Here is a 22,658-nt window from a genome sequence, read left to right on the forward strand (position 1 = left end):
AAAAGAGCTTAAAAACCTATCGTGTAATTGATATAGAACGCATACAAACGCCTGTAATCCACATCAGCCCCATTCGCTTTCAAATACCTTTGATTGATCGCTGGGATTTTCACGCCAAATTCCATCCCATGCTGAATGCTTTGAGACGCGCTCAAAAACCGGCGGTGCATGGTGCTGACAAAATGAGCCCTTAAGCCCAAATTAAATAAAAATTGGAAATTCGTGGGAGTGGGGTATTCTTTAAACGAGCCTTCAATTTGACCTCTTAAAGAGCTATCCCAAGTGTTACCCGCTATTTGAATGCCTCCAAACACCCCCACATTCAAGGACTGATCGCTAAAAACCCTCCTAAAGATATTCCATAAAAAGTCTGTGCCAGCGCCATAAGTAAAGATATTCGCCTTAACAGCGCTGCTAAGACTGCCCAATTGCGTAAAGCCGTAATCAAAGAAAGCGTAATATCGTAAGCCTATATTCCTCTTGTTCCCAAAAAATTGCTTATAGCCCATTTGAATGCCAAAGCCATTAATAACCCCATGCTGAGAGCTTTTGCCTGGCCCAAATTGGGGCAAGTAAGGCTCATCGTAATTATTTAGCATTCCTCCTAGCTGTTTTAGATTCTCTTGGTAAGTAGCGATTCGATCCGAGATGGTTTTCACATCCTTTTGGAGCATGGCCCCTGCACCACCGCTCTTATTCAAGCTTTCTGCGATTTGGCCTAGCTTTGCTGCAGAAGTGTCATTAAAAAGTTGCATTTGGGCTAATAGCCCTTTTAAAAACACCGAATTACTATCCAGATTCACTCTTGTGAGCGCGTTTAAAAGCGCCACACTCTCCGTGGCTAAGAGACTGAATTCATTTTGAGAACCATAGAGAACTTTTATAATTCCTACATATTCAGGAACGACTCCATTATTACTGCCATTATTACTATTATTGACCAAGTTATACAGCACATTACTCAAATACACTTGCAAGGCTTGAACGCTATAAGCGTTTTTATCCGCTTCAAAGCGTTGCTCAATTTGGGGGAGTATTTTTTTAAACTGGGTTAATTCTGCGTTGTTGTTGCCAACAGTTGTATTAGTATTGACAATTTGGTTGCCTATCCCTAAAAGAGCGTCCATGGTCGTGTTTGTCGCTAAGGTTAAAAGCCCATTACCCCCTGCCATACCCACGCCCACTTGACGGAAATCATCAATGACATTATTCCTTAGGGTGCTGCCTTTGTTATTGATGTTTTGTTGCGCGCCGCCGATTTGATAGCCCACTCCCATATAAAAGCCATCGTCTTCAGCTAACGCTATGCTTAAAGGAAGGCTAAAAAGCAGAGCGGTTTTTAAAAGCCCTTTTTTGAGCGCTTGGTATTGACTATAACCTTTTTTCATTCTTGTATTCTTTATCTCTTTTGTATTGGTATTTTTCATCAAGAGCCTTCCTTAAAAACCGACTGAATAGCCCACATAGAAGCTAAAATTCCTCATATAGCTCGCGCTTGAGCCTTGGGTTGCAAAATATTTATGAGCGATAACAGGGATTTTCACCCCAAATTCTATCCCTTGGTCCAGCCTATGCTTATTGAAATTGGTTTTTGCAAAGTTGGTGCGCACGCCCAAATCAAACAAGAATTGGAACGAACTGGACTTGACATCAGGCCTTTGCCCGCTCAACAAGTTCGTTACATTCGTGCTCCAAGTCTGCCCTGCAATTTGAGCGCCAAAGAAAAGACCGATTGTAGTCCTTTCCCTCCTTCTAGAGCGTTCATACACATTGTATAAAAAATCCGTTCCTACCCCATAAGTAACAAGATTCGCTCCCACTTTTAAATTCGTATCGCCAAAATTCGCATAGCCATAATCCAAAAACCCATAATACCTTAAGCCAATATTTTTCTTATGGGTGAAAAATTGTTTATAACCCATCTTAGCCCCAAAGCCGTTCATACTCGCTGACTGATAATCTTTGAGCGAAAAGAGATTAGGGATATAAGAAATCTTATAAAGAGAACTAGCCGAATATTCAAACTGATTCAAGCTCGTATTAATGATGTTTATGGTTCTATCTAGCCCTTTCTTATAAATAAGCTGACCCCCAGTAAAACAAGACGATGCACCGCTACAAATATTTTTTTCAATAAAACTCCCTAACCCCAAAGTCTCACGATCTAAAGAAATCCCGCTCTTAATCAAAGCGTTGAGCTCGCTAACCGTAGAATTAGCCCCTATCAAGCCCGTTTGCGAAGAAAAATTTTGCATGCCTGTGGCAATATCGCCCACGCTCACGCCGTTATACGCTCCATTAGTCCCGCCTGCGCCTAAAAGCATGACTTTCATGATATTTTCGTATAGCTGTTCGTTATTGTTTTGTTGGATTTTACTCAAATCCACTTGCCCTAAAGCTAAAACGATGTTTTGAGCCACTAAGAGCATGCTATCAGTGATACCGATTTGCTCTTTCCCCACATCCACCACCAAAGGCTTAATGACACCCTGATTAGCGTATTGTTGGGATAGATCTAGTAGTTTTCCTAAAATCCCTAGAGATTGCTCTAAATTGACTAAAGCTTGGTTGGGTTGTCCGTTTGGTTGCGATGGTTGCACATTGTTTTTCAGGCTTTCACTCAAAAGAATTTTTGTTTTATTCCCTAAAATATCCAAGTAGTAGGATAAGGGAATGGCAGAAGTTTGCAACCTCACAGCCCCATCTCTAATGAGTTGCTTTAATTCTTGCGCTTGAGTGAAGCCTGGATTTTTCAATTCCTGTCTGGCCAAACTCGTTTGATAATCTATGACAAAAAACGCCCCGTCTTCTTCAGCGTTACACAAAGACATGCTCGCTAGTAAGAAAAGAGCGATCGTTTTTTTAAAGGAGTGGTTTTTCAAAAATATCCTTTTTGCTTTGATAAGTGATTTTACTTAATCCATAAAAGAAACTCTCTAATTTTAAGATAATCATTCTTAATTTGCTATTAAGCGTTTCAAAAAAGCATCAAATTGACATCTTTTAAGCAAAATGTTATAATGCTTGTTTAATTTTATTTGGGGTGTTAGCTCAGTTGGGAGAGCACAACGCTGGCAGCGTTGAGGTCAGGGGTTCGAACCCCCTACACTCCACCATCATTTATTACGCTTATCCTTTTTACTTTATTGATCAAACCCATTTTCTTGCTAGTATTACCCATAATTAATTATAATCTTAGGAATTGTTTTTCATCAAGGGAGTTTGAGCGTGAGCAGTTTGTTTAAAATGCGTATTCTTAGTTTTAAAAAGAATAAGCGGGCGGTGTTTTCACTCTATCTTTTTATCGCTTTATTAGCGCTTTCTCTTTTAGCCCCCTTGTGGGTGAATGATCGCCCTTTATTCATCTATAAAGACAATAAAGCGTATTTCCCTATGTTTAAAAACTATGCGGAAGTGGAGTTTGGAGGCGATTTTTTCACCCCTACGGACTATAACGATCCTTATGTGCAAAACACGCTTTTAAAAGACGCTTTCATCATCCATGCGCTCATTCCTTATAGCTATGATACGATCATTATGGATTTAGACTCGCCTGCCCCCACCCCCCCAAGCTTCAAACACCTTTTAGGCACAGACGATCAAGCCAGAGATGTGTTAGCCAGACTGGTTTATGGCTATCGGGTTTCGTTAGTGTTTGGGATTTTACTCACCCTTTTTAGCGTTCTTATTGGCGTGAGTTTGGGAGCGTTTCAGGGGTATTATGGAGGGTTAGTGGATTTATTGGGGCAAAGATTGAGCGAGATTTGGAGCGCGATTCCCATGCTTTTTTTACTCATTGTGATTTCTAGCGCGTTTAATTCTAATTTCTGGATCATCTTGTTTTTAGTCTTGCTCTTTAGCTGGATGGGGCTTTCTCAAGTCGTGCGCACGGAGTTTTTAAAAGCGAGGAATATGGACTACACCAAAGCCGCTAGAGCGCTTGGGGTGAATGATTTAAAAATCATTTTCTACCATGTTTTGCCCAATGCTTTAGTGGCGACGATCACTTATGTGCCGTTTTTAATGGCGGCTAGTATTTCCACTTTAGTGTCTTTGGATTTTTTGGGTTTTGGCATGCCTATAGGGAGCGCGAGTTTGGGCGAATTGGTCAATCAAGGTAAGGATAATCTCACCACGCCCCATTTAGCCATCGTTGCGTTTGTAGCCATTAGCTTGTTGCTTTCTGTTTTAGTGTTCATTGGCGAAGGGGTGCGCGATGCTTTCAACGCTAACATGCTCAAATAAGGGGGTTACATGCTAGAAATCAAAAACTTGAACTGCGTTTTAAACGCGCATTTTTCGCTCCAAAACATCAATATTTCGTTAAATCCTAGCGAAAGGGTGGCGATCGTGGGCGAGAGCGGGAGCGGGAAAAGCTCTATCGCTAATATCATTATGCGTTTAAACCCTAGATTCAAACCCCATAATGGCGAAGTGCTGTTTGAAACAACCAACCTTTCAAAAGAAAGCGAAGAATTTATGCAGCATTTAAGGGGGAATGCGATCGCTTACATCGCTCAAGACCCCTTATCCAGTCTAAACCCCTTGCATAAAATCGGCAAACAAATGAGTGAAGCCTATTTTTTACACCATAAAAACGCTTCTAAAACGCTCCTTAAAGAAAAAGTTTTAAACGCCATGAAACAAGTCCAATTAGATGAAAAATTTTTGGATCGTTACCCTTATGAATTGAGCGGAGGTCAGCGCCAAAGGGTGTGTATCGCTATGGGCATTATTAATGCGCCCAAACTGCTCATTTGCGATGAGCCTACCACCGCATTAGATGCGCAAATCCAAAACCAGATTTTAGACTTACTCAAGCAATTGAGCACGGAAAAAAACATCGCCCTTTTATTCATTAGCCATGATTTAAAAGCGGTCAAACGCTTGGCTGATAGGGTTTATGTGCTAAAAAAAGGCGAAATAGTAGAAACCAATTCCACTAAAGATCTTTTTAATGACCCCAAGCATGAATATTCAAAACTCTTGATTCAAGCTTCAAACTTGCCCGCTAAAAATTTAAAAGCGCTAGACGAGACGCTTTTAGAAGTAAAAGATTTTAGCGTTTATTACTTGCAAAAGCGCTTCTTTAGGCCTTCTTTAAAAAAACCCCTTATTGCATCAGTGAATTTTTCCCTCAAAGCCAAAGAAAACATCGGCATCATTGGCGAAAGCGGGAGCGGGAAAAGCTCTCTAGCGTTAGGGCTTTTAAAACTCGCTTTAAATAGCGGGGAAGAAAAGATTTTAGGCCAAAGCGTGGGGCTTTTAAATTCTAAGGCGTTCAAACCCTACCGCAAGATCTTGCAAATGGTGTTTCAAGACCCTTACGCTTCATTAAACCCTCGCTTAAGCATTCAAAGCATTTTAATAGAAGCTTTGCGCTTTGCTTACCCTAAATCTTCCAAAGAAGAATGGCACCATTTAGCTGAACTTTGTTTAGAAGAAGTGTGTTTAAACCCTGAATTGCTTAACTTTTACGCTTATGAGCTCAGTGGAGGGGAACGCCAAAGAGTAGCGATCGCTAGAGCGATTGCCTTAAAACCTAAAATCATTCTTTTAGATGAGCCAACCTCTGCTTTAGACAAAAGCATTCAAAAAAGCGTGTTGGAATTGTTGTTGGATTTACAAGAAAAGCAGGATTTAAGCTATTTGTTTATCAGCCATGATTTAGATGTGATCAAAGCGTTTTGCGATAAGGTGTTAGTGATAAGTGAGGGGAAAGTCGTAGAAACAGGCGCTATTGAAGAGGTGTTTGACAACCCCAAACACGCTTATACGAAGCGTTTGTTAGAATCCAGGCTTTAAAAAACTCTATTTTAAAATTTATACTTTTAGCGTTTTTAATCGCTTTTTAATGGGTGTTATCTTTTAGCTTTCTACAAACAAAACAAAGAAACTTGATAGGGGGCTGTTTTTGAATAAGGGTAATTATCAATAAAGAATGAAAACACCTTAGATTCTTTGGACAAAATCTTTTCTTTAAAGGTTTTTTCATAGCTTTTTTTGACAAACCATTTAAAAGCATGCTCTTCTACAAAATTGTGAGGGTTTTTAAGCACTTCTAGGCGTAAAACGCATTTGTTTAAACTGAATTTGGAATGGTTTTTGACTCCCACTTGCAAAGAAAAGGCGTTGCTATAGCTTAAAGGGTTAGCGTGCAAGATGCGTGTTTCTATGGGATAAATCGCTTGAGTGAGTAAAAATTTTAAAACAAAAGGCATGCTCAAAAACGCACCCAAAAAAGTTGTTGTTGCTATATAGCTAGCCCAGCGGTTTTTTAAAAGCAGAGCTAAAAGGAGCAAAACCGCACAAAAAAGGATTAAAACGCTCGCTGTTAAAACGCTAATTAAAGTCGCTTGACTTAAAAAGCCCTTAAAAGACTCCAAAAAAGCTTGGATAAAGGCAAGAGATGCCATGCGTTTTTAAGGCTCTTTAGTCTCAGCGATACTAGATTTAACCTTACTTTTAGTGTCAATCCAAATGTTAGGCACAGCCCCACCTGGAGTGAGCATGATTTGAGCGTTATTGTTCGTTTTTAACGCTTCATTAAACTGACCTTGAACTTCAATTTGGCGCAGCCTTAAAAGCTTGTCGCTCAAGCTTTGTGAAATGCTTAAATTAGCTTGAGATTTTGCCTTAGCCTCAATCACAATCGCATCCGCCACGCCCTGAGCCTTAATCCTGTTAGCGTCCGCTTCCCCTTTAGCCAGAGCGGCTTGTTTTTGAGCTTCTTGTTTGGAGCGCTCCACCTCGTATTTCACCCTTTCTGATTCTTGGCGCGCGATTTGGACTTTTTCAATTTGCTCTTTGATCTTAGCGGGCAAAACGATTTCTCGTAACTGGATAGAGCTTAATTCCACAGGGGTGTTGGGGAGTTTAGAGACTTCTTTATTGATACCGCTGTTGATAAGAGCGGCGATTTCATTGCGCTTAATGGGTAAATCTTCAGCCGGATAGCGCCCCACGACAGAGCGCACCACATCGCGCACCACAGGGTTGATGATTTTTTGCTCCCAAGACAAGCCATAAGTAGCGATCGTTTGGGGGGTAGTTTGGGGGTTTAGGCGGTATTGCACGGTGAGTTCAATAGAAACGGTCAAACCCCTACTATCCATCACATTAATAGCGTCGTTTCTAAAAATCCCTTGATTTTTACCCGCCACACCCATGTCTTCGGTGCGTGAAAAGTTGATATTCCTGATCCTTGTATCTACAATAAGAATGTCTTGAATGATAGGCACAAAAAAGTGGATTCCTGGCTGTAAGGGGGTGGGTTCGTATTTCCCGGCGGTGATTTTAATGCCAATTTCTCCTGAGCTAATCACTTCAAAAGGCTTGGCTAAAAAAGCGATAACGCCTAAAAGGACAATGACAATTAAAACCGATAGCTTTTTAGAATTAAAAGAGTTAGACGGCGGGATGAAACGCCCCCCATTATTAGACCCATTAGGCACAGAGTTGTCTGGGGGTCTTTGAGAATTTTTCTTTTTTAAATGTTCGTTCAAATCAATGGGCATGAATTTCCTTTTTTAATATTTTAACGGCGTTTGGGTTTTTTAGAATAATGGTTCGTTTTAGGGTGTTTGTCTTTGTGGTGGCTCTTTTTAAAAGAACGCGCTTGCTCAGGCTTGTGCGTTTTTTTGTGAGAGGGTTTTGGCGTTTTTTCTTTAGGGTTTTGAATCGCATCAATTTCTTGTTGGTTTAAGCCAATTTTACTGGTTTCAAACTGCAAGCTCAAAAGTTTTAACACCAATTGAGAAGGTTCAAAAATTTCGGTAAGCTGTTCATAAAGGCTGATAGTCCCTTCAGACACTTTAGCGTCATGCAAGGTTTTGATGATCTGATTTTCGTTGATGGTAGGGATTTCAAAAAGTTCAATCTCTGAATCAATTTCTTTTTGCATGCGTAAAAGCTCTTTGTATTCTAAGGGCGTTACTAAAGTGATCGCCATGCCTTTTTTGCCTGCTCTTCCGGTTCTGCCAATGCGATGGATATAGCTCTCAGTGTTTAGGGGCAAGTGGTAATTAAACACATGGCTTACACCGCTAATGTCTAGCCCACGGCTCGCCACATCTGTAGCCACTAACACATCAGCGTCATTTTTTTTAAACGCCATGATAGAAGCGTGCCGATCCCTTTGATCCATATCCCCATGCAAGGCGGTGCTTTTGTAATTTTTAGAAGCAAGGAATTGGTGCAATTCATCGGCTTCTTTTTTAGTGCGCATGAAAACAATGCTCTTTTTGGGCGCTTGGGTGTCTAAAAGGCGCATGATCGCTTCAGATCTCTCATGCTCATTGATCACATAAAAGCGTTGGGTGATGTCGGTGTTGGTGATATTAGAAGGAGCGATATGGATTTTAATAGGGTTTTCTAAAATCTTATCCGCTAGTCTTTTAATCGGCTCTGGCATCGTGGCTGAAAAAAGCAAGATCTGCGCTTCGCTAGGGAGGTAGTCAAAAATCTCTTCAATATCGTCTAAAAACCCCATATCTAGCATTTCATCGCTTTCATCTAAAACGACCACTTTAGGCACAAATTTATGGATGCGTTCGTTTTTTAAATGATCCAACAACCTTCCTGGTGTAGCGATCATCACTTGGGGGTTTTTCTTGATAAATTCGCATTGTTTTTTAACGCTCTGGCCTCCATACACGCACACGGTTTTAGTCCTGGTGTGTTTGCCCAATTTAAAAATCTCATCGCTAATTTGCATGGCTAATTCTCTAGTGGGCGTGATCACTAAGGCCTCTATGGTGTGGTTGTTTTTAAGGTTGTTGATAATGGGCAGAGCGAAAGCAGCGGTTTTTCCTGTGCCTGTTTGGGCTTGCGCGATGACATCTCGGCCTTGTAAAACAGCCGGAATGGCCTTTTCTTGAATGGGGCTTGGGGAAGTGAAGCCGGCTTCATAGACGGATTTTAAAACCGATTCTTTTAAGCCCAAATCATTAAAACTCGGCTTATGATAAGCGTCATCATCAATTTCTGTAGGGAGTGGTGGTTGATTCAATTCCATGGGAGATTCATACCTCAATTTAATTTGAAACTTCATAAAAAGCTAATAAAAGGCTAAAATTAAAATCTTTGATTTAAAGTTTATAAGATTTTTGAGTATAGCATAAAAATGCGCTCAATTAAGTTTAAAGTTTTTATAAAAGGCTTATGCTAAAATAATTAGAATTTAAGGAATAAAGAAAGGGTTTGATTGAAACGGGTGTTTTTGTGGCTTATTTTTGTATTAGCCTTTCATAAGCTTTTGGCCGAAAAAATAGGCGATATAGCGAGCGTGGTGGGCGTAAGGGATAACCAGCTGATTGGCTATGGGCTTGTGATTGGCTTAAATGGCACAGGGGATAAATCCGGCTCAAAATTCACCATGCAATCCATTTCTAACATGCTAGAGAGCGTGAATGTTAAGATCTCTGCAGATGATATTAAATCTAAAAATGTCGCTGCCGTGATGATTACAGCCTCTTTACCCCCTTTTGCAAGACAGGGCGATAAAATTGATATTCACATTTCTTCTATTGGGGATGCAAAATCCATTCAAGGGGGGACTTTAGTGATGACCCCTTTAAATGCGGTAGATGGGAATATTTACGCCCTCGCTCAAGGATCAATCACTTCAGGTAATTCCAATAACTTGCTTTCAGCCAACATCATCAACGGGGCGACTATTGAAAGAGAAGTTTCGTATGATTTGTTCCATAAAAACGCCATGACTTTAAGCCTAAAAAACCCCAATTTTAAAAACGCTATCCAAGTGCAAAACACTTTAAATAGTGTGTTTGGTAAAGGGGCAGCAATAGCGTTAGATCCAAAAACCATTCAAATCACTCGCCCAGAGCGTTTTTCTATGGTGGAGTTTTTAGCCTTAGTGCAAGAAATCCCTATTAATTACAGCGCGAAAAATAAGATCATTATAGATGAAAAATCAGGCACGATCGTTTCAGGAGTAGATATAATGGTGCACCCGATAGTGGTTACCAGCCAAGACATCACGCTTAAAATCACTAAAGAGCCTTTAAATGATTCTAAAAACACGCAAGCTTTAGATAATATGTCTTTGGATACCGCTCATAACACGCTGAGTTCTAACGGGAAAAACATCACCATTGCCGGGGTGGTAAAAGCCTTACAAAAAATTGGCGTGAGCGCTAAGGGGATGGTTTCAATCTTACAAGCCCTAAAAAAAAGCGGCGCGATTAGCGCTGAAATGGAGATACTATGATAAACAACAATAAAGCCATGTTAGAGCAATACCATGTTTCTAAATTAGCGAGCAAAGAGAAATTAAAAACGCTAGCTCAAACTAAAAACGACAAGCTCCTCAAAGAACAAACCGATTCTTTTGAAGCGTTGCTTTTAAAATTCATGCTAGATACCGCCATGAAAATGGATAACCCTTTGTATCCTAAAGCCCCAGGCGATGAGATTTATGCGTCTATGTATAAGGACACGCTTTCTAAAGAATTGAGCGGGAATTTTGGCTATAGCGAAATGCTGTTTAATTTCTTAAAAGAGCAAGAAAAACAAAAACCATGAGAAAATCCAAGTGCTTAAAACGCCCTTATTTAAAGCGTTCCCATTTGAAACACTCTGATAAGGCTTCTCCTTTCAAGGGGTTGTTAAAAAAAGAAGATAATGTGATTTCATTAGAAAATTTTAAACCCAAAGAGAGCGAAGATTTATTAGAAAATTTTTCCAACAAAAAAGACATGCAAGAATTGCTAGGGCTTTTAAACCAATTTATTTTACAAAGCTACAAGGTAGAAAAGGAATTTAAGGATTATAAAGCCCTTTATGAATGGGTCATAGAGATTTTACCGCAAGCCATTTGGGTGGTGAATGAAAACGGGAGCTTTTTTTATAAAAATTCTTTAGCCAATCAAAGCCATGAGGTGTTTAATAAGGCTAAATTAGAAAATTTTAATACCGAAATTGAGCATGAAAATAAAAGCTATTTGGTCCAGCAAAACAGCATTCAAGGCAAGCAAATCATCACCGCAACCGATATTAGCGCTCAAAAACGCCAAGAGCGGCTCGCTTCTATGGGGAAAATCTCAGCGCATTTAGCCCATGAGATCAGAAACCCCGTAGGCTCCATCTCTCTTTTAGCTTCAGTGTTATTAAAGCATGCGAACGAAAAGACTAAGCCCATTGTTGTAGAATTGCAAAAAGCTTTATGGCGCGTAGAAAGGATCATTAAAGCCACCTTGCTTTTTTCTAAAGGCATTCAAGCCAACCGCACCAAGCAAAGTTTAAAAACGCTAGAGAGCGATCTCAAAGAAGCCCTAAATTGCTACACTTACTCTAAAGACATTGATTTTCTTTTTCATTTCAGCGATGAAGAAGGGTTTTTTGACTTTGATTTAATGGGGATTGTGTTGCAAAATTTCTTGTATAACGCCATTGATGCGATTGAAGCATTAGAAGAGAGCGAACAGGGTCAGGTGAAGATTAAAGCGTTCATTCAAAATGAATTTATTGTCTTCACTATTATTGATAATGGCAAGGAAGTGGAAAACAAAAGCGCTTTATTTGAGCCTTTTGAAACCACTAAATTGAAGGGTAATGGCCTAGGGTTAGCCCTGTCTTTACAAGTCGTTAAAGCCCATGAAGGGAGCATTGCGCTGTTAGAAAATCAAGAAAAAACCTTTGAAATTAAGATCCTTAACGCTTCTTGATTTGGATAACTATCCCCATTAAAAAATGATTTTTACGATAAAACAAAATTTTAAAAAGATTAAAAGATATTAAATTGAATAGGGTTTATCAATATTTGACAAAAATAAGATCAAAAAAATGTTTCATTAACTCTTTTGGTGTAGGATAGCGATCAAGGTTTTTATGAAATAAAAGCCTAAAACAATTTTAAAAAAGGACTTTTGATGAAAACATTTGAAATTTTAAAACATTTGCAAGCGGATGCGATCGTGTTATTTATGAAAGTGCATAACTTCCATTGGAATGTGAAAGGCACCGATTTTTTCAATGTGCATAAAGCCACTGAAGAAATTTATGAAGAGTTTGCGGACATGTTTGATGATCTCGCTGAAAGGATCGCTCAATTAGGACACCACCCCTTAGTCACTTTATCCGAAGCACTCAAACTCACTCGCGTTAAAGAAGAAACTAAAACGAGCTTCCACTCTAAAGACATCTTTAAAGAAATTCTAGGCGATTACAAACACCTAGAAAAAGAATTTAAAGAGCTTTCTAACACCGCTGAAAAAGAAGGCGATAAAGTCACCGTAACTTATGCGGACGATCAATTGGCCAAGTTGCAAAAATCCATTTGGATGCTAGAAGCCCATTTGGCTTAAGCGAACAAAAAGAAGCTAGCATGAGAGATTACGGCGAGCTTGAAATTTTTGAGGGAAACCCCTTAGACAAGTGGAATGACATTATTTTTCATGCGAGCAAAAAGCTTTCTAAAAAAGAGCTAGAAAGGCTTTTAGAGCTTCTGGCTCTCTTGGAAACTTTTATAGAAAAAGAGAACTTAGAAGAAAAGTTTGAATCTTTTGCTAAAGCTTTAAGAATTGATGAAGAGTTGCAACAAACAATAGAGAGCAGGAAAACGGACATTGTGATCCAATCCATGGCGAATATTCTTAGCGGGAATGAATGAGCTTATCCGCTATGGCTTGATATTTCTCTTTTTTTTAAAGGCGTTTGGGCTTGATTATGGGATAGATAGAACGCTAGAATTAAAAAAAGATGAAGTGTTTAAAGCGATCATCAAAGACACTTCAAATGAACAAACCAAAGAAATCACGCTCTATTGGACGCTATATGCAAATAAAGGTTTAGTCATCAACATGCGTTTTAACCATTTCCCTTACCAGTTTATTTTATACACCGATCATGCGAGAAACACCTATAACCTTAAAGTTTTTGAAGAAAAATTTTCTTCTAACAGCACTCTGTCGCTTGTGTTTAAAGACTTTAAAGAAGATAAAGCCACTTTAAAGCTTTTAGCCCTTATGCCCCTTGTTTTTTCCCCTAAAGAGCCTTAAGGGATTTGCATGCAAGAAAAACAACTTCAAGCCATTCAAAATAAAATCGCTTCTTGGATCAAAGAAATAGAAAGCGGCTTTATCGATGCATTGTTTTCTAAGATTGGCCCTTCAAAAATGCTGCGCTCCAAACTCATGCTCGCTTTGTTAGACGAAAAAACAGACGCTATTTTATTGGATAAAGCCTTCAATTTGTGCGCGATTGTAGAAATGATACAGACCGCTTCCTTATTGCATGATGATGTGATTGACAAGGCGGCCATGCGCCGAAAACTCCCCAGCATTAACGCTCTTTTTGGGAATTTTAACGCCGTGATGCTTGGGGATGTGTTTTATTCTAAAGCCTTTTTTGAACTATCCAAAATGGGCGAAGCAATCGCTCAAATCCTCTCTAATGCGGTTTTAAGGCTCTCTAGGGGCGAGATTGAAGATGTGTTTGTGGGAGAAAGTTTTAATAGCGACAAACAAAAATACTGGCGCATTTTAGAAGACAAGACCGCACACTTTATAGAAGCGAGCCTAAAAAGCATGGCGATTCTTTTGGATAAAGACGCCAAAATGTATGCGGATTTTGGATTGCATTTTGGCATGGCGTTTCAAATCATTGACGATTTATTAGACATCACTCAAGACGCCAAAACTCTAGGCAAGCCCAATTTTAGCGATTTTAAAGAAGGCAAAACCACTTTACCCTACTTGCTTTTATATGAAAAACTCAATAAGAGCGAGCAAGGGCTTTTAATTTCTTATTTCAAACAAGATAACGATGAAATCATTGAATGGACTAAGGAAAAATTCAAGCAATATGCTATCATAGAAGAAACCCTTAAGATCGCTCAAGTTTATTCTAACAAAGCCCTTGAAGCCATTAAAGGGGAAAACAATTTGATTTTAGAAAAACTAGCGCAAGATGTCATTTACAGGACTTTTTAATGGAGTTAGAAACCACAAAATATTTCATCCTAGCCTTTACGCATAAAAGCATGAGCTTAGAAATGCGAGAAAAACTCGCTATCAATTCGAGCGCAACGCTTAAAGAATTTTTACAAACCATCAAAAACCACTGCCCCAATATCAAAGAGTGCATGGTATTATCCACATGCAATCGCTTTGAAATCTATGCGAGCCTAAAACACGGCGCTAATACTCATGAACAAAAAAACGCACTATTAAAGATTTTGGCTCAAAATAAAAAAATGAGCGTGTCTGATTTAGAAAAATGCGTTTTAATGAGCGTTGATGAAAGTGCGGTCCATCATGTCTTTAGCGTGTGCAGCAGTTTGGATAGCCTAGTGGTGGGGGAAACTCAAATCACAGGGCAGATGAAAAACGCCTATAAATTCGCTTTTGAAGAGAAATTTTGCTCCAAAGATTTAACCCGATTGCTCCATTTTGCTTTCAAATGCGCCGCTAAAGTGCGCAATCTAACCGGCATTTCCAAGCAAGGGGTCTCCATCTCTTCAGTAGCGGTCAAAGAAGCGCTTAATATTTTTGAAAAAGAAAGGATTAAGGATAAAAAAGCCCTTGTGATAGGGCTTGGCGAGATGGCTCAATTAGTCATCAAACACCTTTTAAACAAGCAATTTGAAGTGCTTATTTTAGGGCGTAATGCGGCTAAATTTGAAGATTTTTTCAAGGAATTAGAAGAGCCTAAAAAAGTGGGCTTTCAAAATGTAGAAAATTTAAACGCTTATATCAATGAATACGAACTGCTTTTTTGCGCCACTTCTTCGCCGAATTTTATCGTGCGAAATTCCATGTTAAAAGAAACGATTTTCAGGCGTTTTTGGTTTGATTTGGCCGTGCCACGGAATATTGAAAAACCGGTATTTAATAATATTTTCTTATACAGCGTGGATGATTTAGAGCCTATGGTGAGGGAAAATGTGGAAAACAGGCAAGAGAGTAGGACGAAAGCTTATGAGATTGTAGGGCTTGCCACAATGGAATTTTACCAATGGATCCAAAGTTTAGAAATAGAGCCTTTGATTAAGGATTTAAGGGAATTGGCTAGGATTTCAGCCCAAAAGGAATTGCAAAAGGCACTCAAAAAACGCTATGTGCCTAAAGAATACGAAGGCAATATTGAAAAGATCTTGCACAACGCTTTCAACACCTTTTTACACCACCCTACTATCGCCTTAAAAAAGAACGCTCAAAAAGAAGAATCCGATGTGTTTGTGGGCGCGATTAAAAACTTGTTTAATTTAGACAAATCTAGTGCTTGTCATGCCCAGAATTTGAATCTCTATAAATGCGAATATTACGAGGAATAATGCATGCTGTTTTCAAAACTTTTTGCCCCCACTCTCAAAGAACCCCCAAAAGATGCCGTGTTAAAAAGCCATAAGCACTTAGCTCAAGCAGGATACATTTATCAAGTAGGAAGTGGGATCTATAATTTTTTGCCCTTAGCTAAAAAAGTGCTGGATAAAATAGAAAACATCACGCACAAACGCATGCAAGAGCATGGGGCGCAAAATATTTTAATGAGTTTTGTGGTTTTGGCAAGTTTGTGGGAAAAATCAGGCCGTTTGGATAAATACGGCAAGGAATTGCTGGTTTTTAAAGACCGCAAAGACAATGATTTTGTTTTAAGCCCCACTTTAGAAGAAAATATTACCGAAATTGCCGCTAATTTCATTAAAAGCTACAAGCAATTACCCGTGCATCTCTATCAAATCCACACGAAATTCCGTGATGAAATCCGCCCACGATTCGGGTTGGTGAGAGCGAGGGAATTTATCATGAAAGATGGTTATAGCTTTCATGAAGACGCTGAGAGCTTGGATAAGGAATTTTTAAACACGCAAAGCGCTTATAAAGAGATTTTAAGCGACTTGGGTTTGGATTTTCGCATTGTGGAAGCGGATAGCGGGGCGATTGGGGGGAGTAAAAGCAGGGAATTTGTCGTTTTAACAGAATGCGGGGAAGACACGATTGTGGTGTGTCAAAATTGCGATTATGCCGCCAATATTGAAATCGCTAAACGCTCTAAAAGACCTGAGCCTTTAAATGTCCCCAAAGCGCAATTAGCGAAATTCCCTACCCCTAATACCACCAGCGCTCAAAGCGTGGCGGAATTTTTTAAAACAGAGCCTTATTTTATTTTAAAAGCGCTTGTTAGAAAAGTGATCCACAAAGATAAAGAAACCCTAGCGTGCTTTTTTGTTAGGGGCGATGACAATTTAGAAGAGACTAAAGCCCTAAACGCCTTAAATTTTTTAGGGGCGAACGCTTTAGAGTTAAGAGAGGCCAATGAAGAAGATTTAAACCACGCAGGGTTAATAGCGGGATTTATAGGGCCTTATGGCTTGAAAAAGCATGTTTCTTACATTATTTTTGATGGAGATTTAAAAGAGGGCGATTGCTTGATCGCTGGGGCTAATGAAAAGGATTTTCATGCAGTGGGCGTGGATTTAAAAGGGTTTGAAAATCTTGTTTATGCGGATATTGTCCAGGTTAAAGAGAGCGATTGTTGCCCTAATTGTCAAGGAGCGTTGAAATACCATAAAAGCTTGGAAGTGGGGCATATTTTCAAACTCGGGCAAGGCTATGCTAAAAGCTTGAAGGCTAGTTTCTTGGATAAGAATGGTAAGGAGCAATTTTTTGAAATGGGGTGCTATGGGATAGGCATTAGCCGATTACTCAGCGCGATTTTGGAGCAAAAAAGCGATGATCTAGGCTGTGTGTGGACGAAAAATACCGCTCCTTTTGATGTGGTGATCGTGGTTTCTAATTTGAAAGATGAAGCGCAAAAAAAACTCGCTTTTGAAGTGTATGAAAGGTTGCTTCAAAAGGGCGTTGATGTGCTGTTAGATGACAGAGACGCGCGTTTTGGGGCGAAGATGAGGGATTTTGAATTGATTGGGGAACGGTTAGTGCTAATTGTTGGGAAACAAACTTTAGAGAATAAAGAATTTGAATGCATCAAACGCGCGAATTTGGAAAAACAAACGCTTAAAGACACCGAATTAGAAGAAAAAATTTTAGAAATGTTAGCGAGCGAATAAGGGGATTGAGTGGGAAAATTAGTGATTGGCTCTAGGGGGAGCGAATTAGCCTTATGGCAAGCGAATCACATTAAAGAACGCCTGAAAAAAGAATGCTCTATAGAAAGCGAAATTCAAATCGTTAAGACTAAAGGCGATAAAATCTTAGACACCCCTTTAAATAAGATTGGCGGTAAGGGGCTATTCACTAAGGAATTAGAAGAATTGCTTTTAAAAGGCGCCATTGATTTGGCGGTGCATTCTTTAAAAGACGTGCCGGTCGTGTTTGAAAAGGGGTTAGACTTGGCATGCATCACTAAAAGGGCTGATGTGAGGGACACTTTTTTGAGCGTGAAATTCCCTGATTTGATGAGTTTGCCTAAAGGGGCAAAGGTTGGCACGACTTCTTTAAGACGCTCCATGCAAATCAAACTGAAGCGCCAGGATCTAGACACAGAAAGCTTAAGGGGGAATGTCCAAACCCGTTTGAAAAAGCTTGAATGCGGTGAATTTGACGCTATCATTTTAGCTGAAGCCGGACTGCAGCGTTTAGAAATTCAAGGGGCGAAATACCGCAAGGCTTTTAGCGTAGAAGAAATGATTCCTAGCATGGGTCAGGGGGCTTTAGGGGTAGAAATGCTCAAAAACCACAAGCATTTTATTGTGCTTCAAAAACTCAACGATGAAGAAAGCGCGTTTTGTTGCCATTTAGAAAGGGAGTTTATCAAAGGGCTTAATGGGGGGTGTCAGATCCCTGTTGGCGTGCATGCGAGTTTAATGGGCGATAGGGTTAAAATCCAGGCGGTTTTGGGCTTGCCTAACGGGAAAGAAGTCATCACTAAAGAAAAGCAAGGGGATAAAAATAAGGCGTTTGATTTGGTGCAAGAGCTTTTAGAAGCGTTTTTACAAAGCGGAGCGAAAGAGATTTTAGAAAAGGCGCAATTGTTTTAATGCGTTTGTTTATCGCGCTAGTTTTGTTCTTGTGGTGGTTAAGTTTAGGCGCTAAAGAAGCGGATTTCATCTCTGATTGGGAATACGGGCTGGCTCTTTATAAAAACCCTAGGGGTATTGCGTGCGCGAAATGCCATGGCATTAAAGGCGAAAAACAAGAAATCACCTTTTATTATGAAAAAGGCGAAAAAAAAATCCTCTACGCCCCTAAAATCAACCATTTAGATTTTAAAACCTTTAAAGACGCCTTGAGTTTTGGCAAAGGCATGATGCCTAAATACAACTTGAATTTAGAAGAAATCCAAGCGATTTACCTCTACATCACCTCTTTAGAGCATAAAGAAGGGCGTAAAGAGGAAAGTAAAGATCCTTCCAAGCCTTAATCAAAGCGCTTGATTTATGTTAAAATGGAGCGTTGCATTTTTTGTTTTGATTAAAAGAGGGTTCTAAAAATCAGAATTTAAAAGAAGGAAGAAATGAGTGTCAAAATTTTAAAAATATTAGTTTGTGGGTTATTTTTTTGGAGCTTGAACGCCCATTTATGGGGGAAACAAGACAATAGTTTTTTGGGGGTTGCTGAAAGAGCCTATAAAAGCGGGAATTATTCTAAAGCTACATTTTATTTTAAAAAAGCATGCAACGATGGGGTGAGTGAAGGTTGCACGCAATTAGGAATCATTTATGAAAACGGGCAAGGCACTAGAATAGATTATAAAAAAGCCCTAGAATATTATAAAACCGCATGCCAAGCTGATGATAGGGAAGGGTGTTTTGGTTTAGGGGGGCTTTATGATGAGGGGTTAGGCACGACTCAAAATTATCAAGAAGCCATTGACGCTTACGCTAAAGCATGCGTTTTAAAACACCCTGAGAGTTGCTACAATTTAGGCATTATTTATGACCGAAAAATCAAAGGCAATGCCGATCAAGCGGTTACCTACTACCAAAAAAGCTGTAATTTTGATATGGCTAAGGGGTGTTATGTTTTAGGCGTGGCTTATGAAAAAGGCTTTTTAGAAGTCAAACAAAGCAACCATAAAGCCGTCATCTATTATTTGAAAGCGTGCCGATTGGATGATGGGCAGGCTTGTCGCGCGTTAGGGAGTTTGTTTGAAAATGGCGATGCAGGGCTTGATGAAGATTTTGAAGTAGCGTTTGATTATTTGCAAAAAGCTTGCGGATTAAACAATTCTGGTGGTTGCGCGAGTTTAGGCTCTATGTATATGTTAGGCAGGTATGTCAAAAAAGATCCCCAAAAGGCTTTTAATTATTTCAAACAAGCATGCGATATGGGGAGCGCGGTGAGCTGCTCTAGGATGGGCTTTATGTATTCCCAAGGGGACTCTGTTCCAAAAGACTTGAGGAAAGCCCTTGATAATTATGAAAGGGGTTGCGATATGGGCGATGAAGTGGGTTGCTTCGCTCTAGCGGGCATGTATTACAACATGAAAGATAAAGAAAACGCTATCATGATTTATGACAAGGGCTGTAAATTAGGCATGAAACAAGCATGCGAAAACCTCACTAAACTCAGGGGGTATTGAAAAATTCAATCAATCCCCTAAATTATCATCGTGTTTGACTCAAAACCTTTCAAAGATTTGGCTCTGTTTTTAAAAACCAAAGCAGAAATCCCCCCTATTAATTTTTTAATCTTTAGTGTTTTTAGGGCTTTGTCTATTTTCAAAAAGAAAACTTTTTGAATGTTTTTGCGGTTGTTTGGTTGTGTTTGTTAGTGTGTTTTTATAGTATAAATTTTTGTTAGGTTAGCTTGAAGTGGGTTTTAGGTTTAAAAGTCCTATAAAATAAAAATGTTTTAGCGTGTTTTTGCGCTATGGGATAGATATGCGTTTGGTCGTGTTTTTTCAATGGCTTTAATTTATGGCTTTTGTGTGGTTGTTATTATAAGCACGCTATAAACACGAATTACACAATAATAAAGCGGTATGCGCACACACTATAAAAAGACTTGATAAAAATAACGAAAAATAGTTAAATTTCAAGCGTTCTTTTAAAAAATGTTGTCAGATGAGACAGATAAAAACGCTTTTAGTTTAAAGATAGAGTTTTAGGGGTTTTTTGTGTTGGTTTAGTTATTCTTTAATTTTTTAAAAAATGGGGTTTTTAAACTCATAAGGGGGTATTTTGCACTTTAACGCCCTCTTCAAACCCAAAACTAAATTCTCCTAATCCCCTAAGAGCGCGTTATGAGAAATTATCGCTTTCGCAAGCTTTTTTATTTTGGTTGTCAAAACACCCAAAAGGTATTTTTTAGATTTCATAACCAATATCCAAAACAGAGCTGATATTTAAAACCCTACAAAGACCAATAGATCGCTCCAAAGAACACCACACTCCCTATCAAAACGCTTATAAACATGCGTTTAGTGTCCTTAAAAGCCACCATTAAAAACGCGCTCAAGTAAAACAACAATAAAAACACGCAAAAAATCCCCAAAAGCGCTTGAAACACAACGCCCACTTTAGCCTTATGCAGCATGATGAGTGCACCTAAAAAGCCCCTTTCAATGGTTTTGATTTTTGTTTGATCGCCTTTAGTTTCAAGGTTGATTTCATACAAAGGCGTGCCAATGATTAACACTCCTCTATGCTCTCTAGACTCTATCTTTTTAGGCATAGCGATATGGTTTTCTTTTATAAAGTCTTTTAAAAAGTCCAATCGTTCTTCTTTTTTTAAAGATTTTTCTAAAACCCACTCTTTGATCTTAGCGCCAGTATCTTGGCGTACCCCAAAGAGCAATGAAAGCCCGCTAACCGCAAAAAGAAGCGCCAAAGGGAAGAAAAAAGTGGTCGCATAGATGTGAAAATAACGCATCATTGCGGTCATTATTGCAACCTGTGGCTCACGAATTTAGAAAAATTATCCAAGATCAACCCCCCTTTTCTAAACCCTAGCGCGCAAGATTCATAAGCAAAAAACACATTAGGCTGGTAATACAACCCGTTATGCGAATTGAGCTCGTAAAACTCTTGATAAACGGGCTTGTGGTTAGAATAAACGCCATCCGTTTTCAAAAGCGATTGCATGGAAGCTTCAAAGATTTCACTATTCGCCCCTTCCCTACCAAAAGCCACTTTTTTGATTTGCTTTTTATGGGCTAAAGGTTCATAGCTCGTTTCTAACAATAAGGGGTGGTTGGGGTATCTGTCCCATAAGAGTTTTAAAAAACGCTTGGATTGGAAAAGGATCGTATAAGCCGGGTTTAAAAAAATCGTGTTTTTATTTTCCATCATGCTTTGCATCAAAAGGGCCAATTCTGGCTCATCAATAGCGATGTTTTCCCATGGGATTAATTTGAATAGAAATTCATAATTCAAGCCGTTTTTAAACACGCCCTCTTCTGCATTGAACTCCACCTCATCAATGTAAGAAAAATCCGTTTCAAACCCCACGCTCTGAGCAGCATCTTGCAAAAAACGCATGGTACGCTCTTCTTCAATATTCCCCCTAACGCTTGAAAAAAGGATTTTCCACCCCTCATACATTTCCTCAAAACGGCTCGTGTCTTCGCCCAAAGTTACCATGCGTTTGAAATTTTCGCCAAGCGCTTCATAGAGGTTATTGAATTGCTTGTTTTCATCATAGCCATTGGCTTTGAGTAACGCCCATTGAATCACCGCCGTTTCATAGAGCATGGTAGGGGTATCAGCGTTAAATTCCAATAATTTAATGGGCTTGCCATCAAGCCCTCCGGCTAAATCAAAGCGCCCGTAAATATGCCAATGCACTTCTTCTTCAAAACTCTGTTTGATCATAGGAATGAGCGCGTTAGGAATATCCAATTCAAAAAAGCGATCGTTTTTAATGGCCTCTTCAGCCGTCTCTACAAACATGTCATAAAGCTCATTACAAGCGTCATAATAAGCATCCGCTTCTTTTTGAGAAACAACCACCATTTCATCAGCGATATAAGATGACATGTCGTCATTAGTGTGCCAATCTAAACCAATTTCTTCTAAGGTCTTATTGTCTAAAGGTTTTAAAGGAATCACTTGCATTTTTTAGCCTTGAATAGATTAAATTATGAGTTAAAGCCCCTTGTCCCAGAGCTTACCGCCGGCGAGCTAGTAGGCCTACTAGAGCCAAAAAACCCGCTCTGCCCCTTACTCGCTCCGCCCACGCCTGAAGCACTGGGTGCACTTTTAGAAAAGGAATTTTGAGAGCGTTGGTAAGCTTGTGGGGATTTGTAGGTCCGTTGGGCGTTTTGCTGATAATTAGGGTTATTGAAAAGCTTATTGCCAATATAACTCCCTAAAATCGCCCCCGCCGCGCTCCCTAAAATCGCGCTCCCCAAGCCAAAGCCTGAGCTTTCATTACTCCCACCCCCATTATTAGGCTGGATAAGCTTGCTCGTGCCGTTATCAATTTTGGCTTCTTCTTCTTTGATGAGCTTTTGAATCTCTTCATTGCTCAACACGCGTTCATTGCCTTGCAAATCGCGCACTATAATGTGGGTTCTTGAGCTAGGGTATTCTTCAACGACCTTGTAAGATTTATCCTTTTGTTCTTCTAAAATCACAAACGCGCCTTTTTGAACGCTTTGGCTTAAATGGCTCTGCTCTTTGGGTTTGTCATCAGCGTTGCTCTTACACCCCACAATGCTCACCATCACTAACGCGCTCAAACCACCCACAATCGCATAATCAGAAATCTTTCTGTAGGGTTTTTTCATGA

22 protein-coding genes and 1 tRNA gene are annotated in these 22,658 nt (G+C 39.5%); 15 read left to right on the forward strand and 8 right to left on the reverse strand.

Features of this window, described 5'->3' with window-relative positions:
• Positions 1-8: 8 nt before the first annotated feature.
• Together hopG and hopF are read right to left on the reverse strand one after the other, a co-directional pair.
• A complete protein-coding gene (gene hopG, locus EAL87_RS02575) occupies positions 9-1,427 on the reverse strand; it encodes a Hop family outer membrane protein HopG (RefSeq protein WP_120912850.1) in 1,419 nt (472 codons plus the stop codon).
• Positions 1,428-1,439: 12 nt separating this feature from the next.
• Positions 1,440-2,882, reverse strand: coding sequence for a Hop family outer membrane protein HopF (gene hopF / locus EAL87_RS02580; RefSeq protein WP_120912851.1), 1,443 nt, complete (start codon positions 2,880-2,882; stop codon positions 1,440-1,442).
• A gap of 158 nt (positions 2,883-3,040) precedes the next feature.
• Between hopF and EAL87_RS02585 the strand changes: the two genes are divergently transcribed.
• The 3 genes from EAL87_RS02585 to EAL87_RS02595 all read left to right on the forward strand — a co-directional run bounded on the left by EAL87_RS02585 (position 3,041) and on the right by EAL87_RS02595 (position 5,805).
• Positions 3,041-3,116: transfer RNA gene (locus EAL87_RS02585), tRNA-Ala, on the forward strand.
• Positions 3,117-3,222: 106 nt separating this feature from the next.
• The gene (locus EAL87_RS02590; protein ID WP_000116882.1) at positions 3,223-4,245 is read left to right on the forward strand and encodes an ABC transporter permease; all 1,023 of its coding nucleotides are present in this window, start codon (positions 3,223-3,225) and stop codon (positions 4,243-4,245) included.
• A gap of 9 nt (positions 4,246-4,254) precedes the next feature.
• The gene (locus tag EAL87_RS02595) at positions 4,255-5,805 is read left to right on the forward strand and encodes a dipeptide ABC transporter ATP-binding protein (RefSeq protein WP_120912852.1); all 1,551 of its coding nucleotides are present in this window, start codon (positions 4,255-4,257) and stop codon (positions 5,803-5,805) included.
• 71 nt (positions 5,806-5,876) lie between these two features.
• On the opposite strand, the gene EAL87_RS02600 is transcribed toward EAL87_RS02595, so the two are convergent.
• Genes EAL87_RS02600 through EAL87_RS02610 form a run of 3 tightly spaced genes read right to left on the reverse strand, consistent with a single transcriptional unit; the run spans position 5,877 to position 9,016 of the window.
• Positions 5,877-6,416 carry a DUF2393 domain-containing protein gene (locus EAL87_RS02600; protein ID WP_120912853.1) on the reverse strand — a complete coding sequence of 180 codons (540 nt, stop codon included), beginning with the start codon at positions 6,414-6,416 and terminating at the stop codon, positions 5,877-5,879.
• Between the two features lie 6 nt (positions 6,417-6,422).
• Positions 6,423-7,517 (reverse strand): prohibitin family protein, encoded by a 1,095-nt coding sequence (locus EAL87_RS02605; protein ID WP_120912854.1) that lies wholly within the window; start codon positions 7,515-7,517, stop codon positions 6,423-6,425.
• A gap of 20 nt (positions 7,518-7,537) precedes the next feature.
• A complete protein-coding gene (locus tag EAL87_RS02610; RefSeq protein WP_120912882.1) occupies positions 7,538-9,016 on the reverse strand; it encodes a DEAD/DEAH box helicase in 1,479 nt (492 codons plus the stop codon).
• A 189-nt stretch (positions 9,017-9,205) separates the two neighbouring features.
• Between EAL87_RS02610 and EAL87_RS02615 the strand changes: the two genes are divergently transcribed.
• The 12 genes from EAL87_RS02615 (at position 9,206) to hcpE (ending at position 19,506) form a co-directional block, all read left to right on the forward strand.
• On the forward strand, positions 9,206-10,231 hold the full coding sequence (locus EAL87_RS02615; protein ID WP_120912855.1) for a flagellar basal body P-ring protein FlgI: 1,026 nt from the start codon (positions 9,206-9,208) through the stop codon (positions 10,229-10,231).
• On the forward strand, positions 10,228-10,545 hold the full coding sequence (locus EAL87_RS02620; protein WP_120912856.1) for a hypothetical protein: 318 nt from the start codon (positions 10,228-10,230) through the stop codon (positions 10,543-10,545). The genes EAL87_RS02615 and EAL87_RS02620 overlap by 4 nt, the downstream gene beginning before the upstream one ends.
• On the forward strand, positions 10,542-11,687 hold the full coding sequence (gene flgS / locus EAL87_RS02625) for an acid survival sensor histidine kinase (protein WP_120912857.1): 1,146 nt from the start codon (positions 10,542-10,544) through the stop codon (positions 11,685-11,687). The genes EAL87_RS02620 and flgS overlap by 4 nt, the downstream gene beginning before the upstream one ends.
• A gap of 204 nt (positions 11,688-11,891) precedes the next feature.
• Positions 11,892-12,326, forward strand: coding sequence for a DNA starvation/stationary phase protection protein (gene dps / locus EAL87_RS02630; RefSeq protein ID WP_000846455.1), 435 nt, complete (start codon positions 11,892-11,894; stop codon positions 12,324-12,326).
• Positions 12,327-12,346: 20 nt separating this feature from the next.
• Complete coding sequence (locus EAL87_RS02635; protein WP_120912858.1) at positions 12,347-12,631, forward strand: DUF2018 family protein; 285 nt, start codon at positions 12,347-12,349, stop codon at positions 12,629-12,631.
• On the forward strand, positions 12,624-13,019 hold the full coding sequence (locus tag EAL87_RS02640; protein WP_001004116.1) for a hypothetical protein: 396 nt from the start codon (positions 12,624-12,626) through the stop codon (positions 13,017-13,019). Before EAL87_RS02635 ends, EAL87_RS02640 begins: the two co-directional genes overlap by 8 nt.
• A 9-nt stretch (positions 13,020-13,028) precedes the next feature.
• Entirely contained in the window at positions 13,029-13,952 is a 924-nt protein-coding gene (locus EAL87_RS02645) for a polyprenyl synthetase family protein (RefSeq protein WP_120912859.1), read from the forward strand.
• Positions 13,952-15,295 carry a glutamyl-tRNA reductase gene (hemA, locus tag EAL87_RS02650; RefSeq protein ID WP_120912860.1) on the forward strand — a complete coding sequence of 448 codons (1,344 nt, stop codon included), beginning with the start codon at positions 13,952-13,954 and terminating at the stop codon, positions 15,293-15,295. The genes EAL87_RS02645 and hemA overlap by 1 nt, the downstream gene beginning before the upstream one ends.
• A 3-nt stretch (positions 15,296-15,298) precedes the next feature.
• A complete protein-coding gene (gene proS, locus EAL87_RS02655; RefSeq protein WP_120912861.1) occupies positions 15,299-17,032 on the forward strand; it encodes a proline--tRNA ligase in 1,734 nt (577 codons plus the stop codon).
• Between the two features lie 9 nt (positions 17,033-17,041).
• Positions 17,042-17,962 (forward strand): hydroxymethylbilane synthase, encoded by a 921-nt coding sequence (gene hemC, locus EAL87_RS02660; protein ID WP_120912862.1) that lies wholly within the window; start codon positions 17,042-17,044, stop codon positions 17,960-17,962.
• The gene (locus EAL87_RS02665; protein WP_120912863.1) at positions 17,962-18,345 is read left to right on the forward strand and encodes a c-type cytochrome; all 384 of its coding nucleotides are present in this window, start codon (positions 17,962-17,964) and stop codon (positions 18,343-18,345) included. The genes hemC and EAL87_RS02665 overlap by 1 nt, the downstream gene beginning before the upstream one ends.
• Before the next feature lie 93 nt (positions 18,346-18,438).
• Entirely contained in the window at positions 18,439-19,506 is a 1,068-nt protein-coding gene (gene hcpE / locus EAL87_RS02670) for a Sel1-like repeat protein HcpE (protein WP_120912864.1), read from the forward strand.
• A 773-nt stretch (positions 19,507-20,279) separates the two neighbouring features.
• Here hcpE and EAL87_RS02680 read toward each other — a convergent pair.
• Genes EAL87_RS02680 through EAL87_RS02690 form a run of 3 tightly spaced genes read right to left on the reverse strand, consistent with a single transcriptional unit; the run spans position 20,280 to position 22,656 of the window.
• Positions 20,280-20,810, reverse strand: coding sequence for a PepSY-associated TM helix domain-containing protein (locus EAL87_RS02680; protein ID WP_120912865.1), 531 nt, complete (start codon positions 20,808-20,810; stop codon positions 20,280-20,282).
• Positions 20,810-21,982 carry a glutathionylspermidine synthase family protein gene (locus EAL87_RS02685; RefSeq protein WP_120912866.1) on the reverse strand — a complete coding sequence of 391 codons (1,173 nt, stop codon included), beginning with the start codon at positions 21,980-21,982 and terminating at the stop codon, positions 20,810-20,812. Before EAL87_RS02685 ends, EAL87_RS02680 begins: the two co-directional genes overlap by 1 nt.
• A gap of 23 nt (positions 21,983-22,005) precedes the next feature.
• Entirely contained in the window at positions 22,006-22,656 is a 651-nt protein-coding gene (locus EAL87_RS02690) for a UPF0323 family lipoprotein (protein WP_120912867.1), read from the reverse strand.
• Positions 22,657-22,658: the final 2 nt, after the last annotated feature.

It is taken from the genome of Helicobacter pylori, from assembly GCF_003636935.1.
Lineage (GTDB): Bacteria > Campylobacterota > Campylobacteria > Campylobacterales > Helicobacteraceae > Helicobacter > Helicobacter pylori_CH.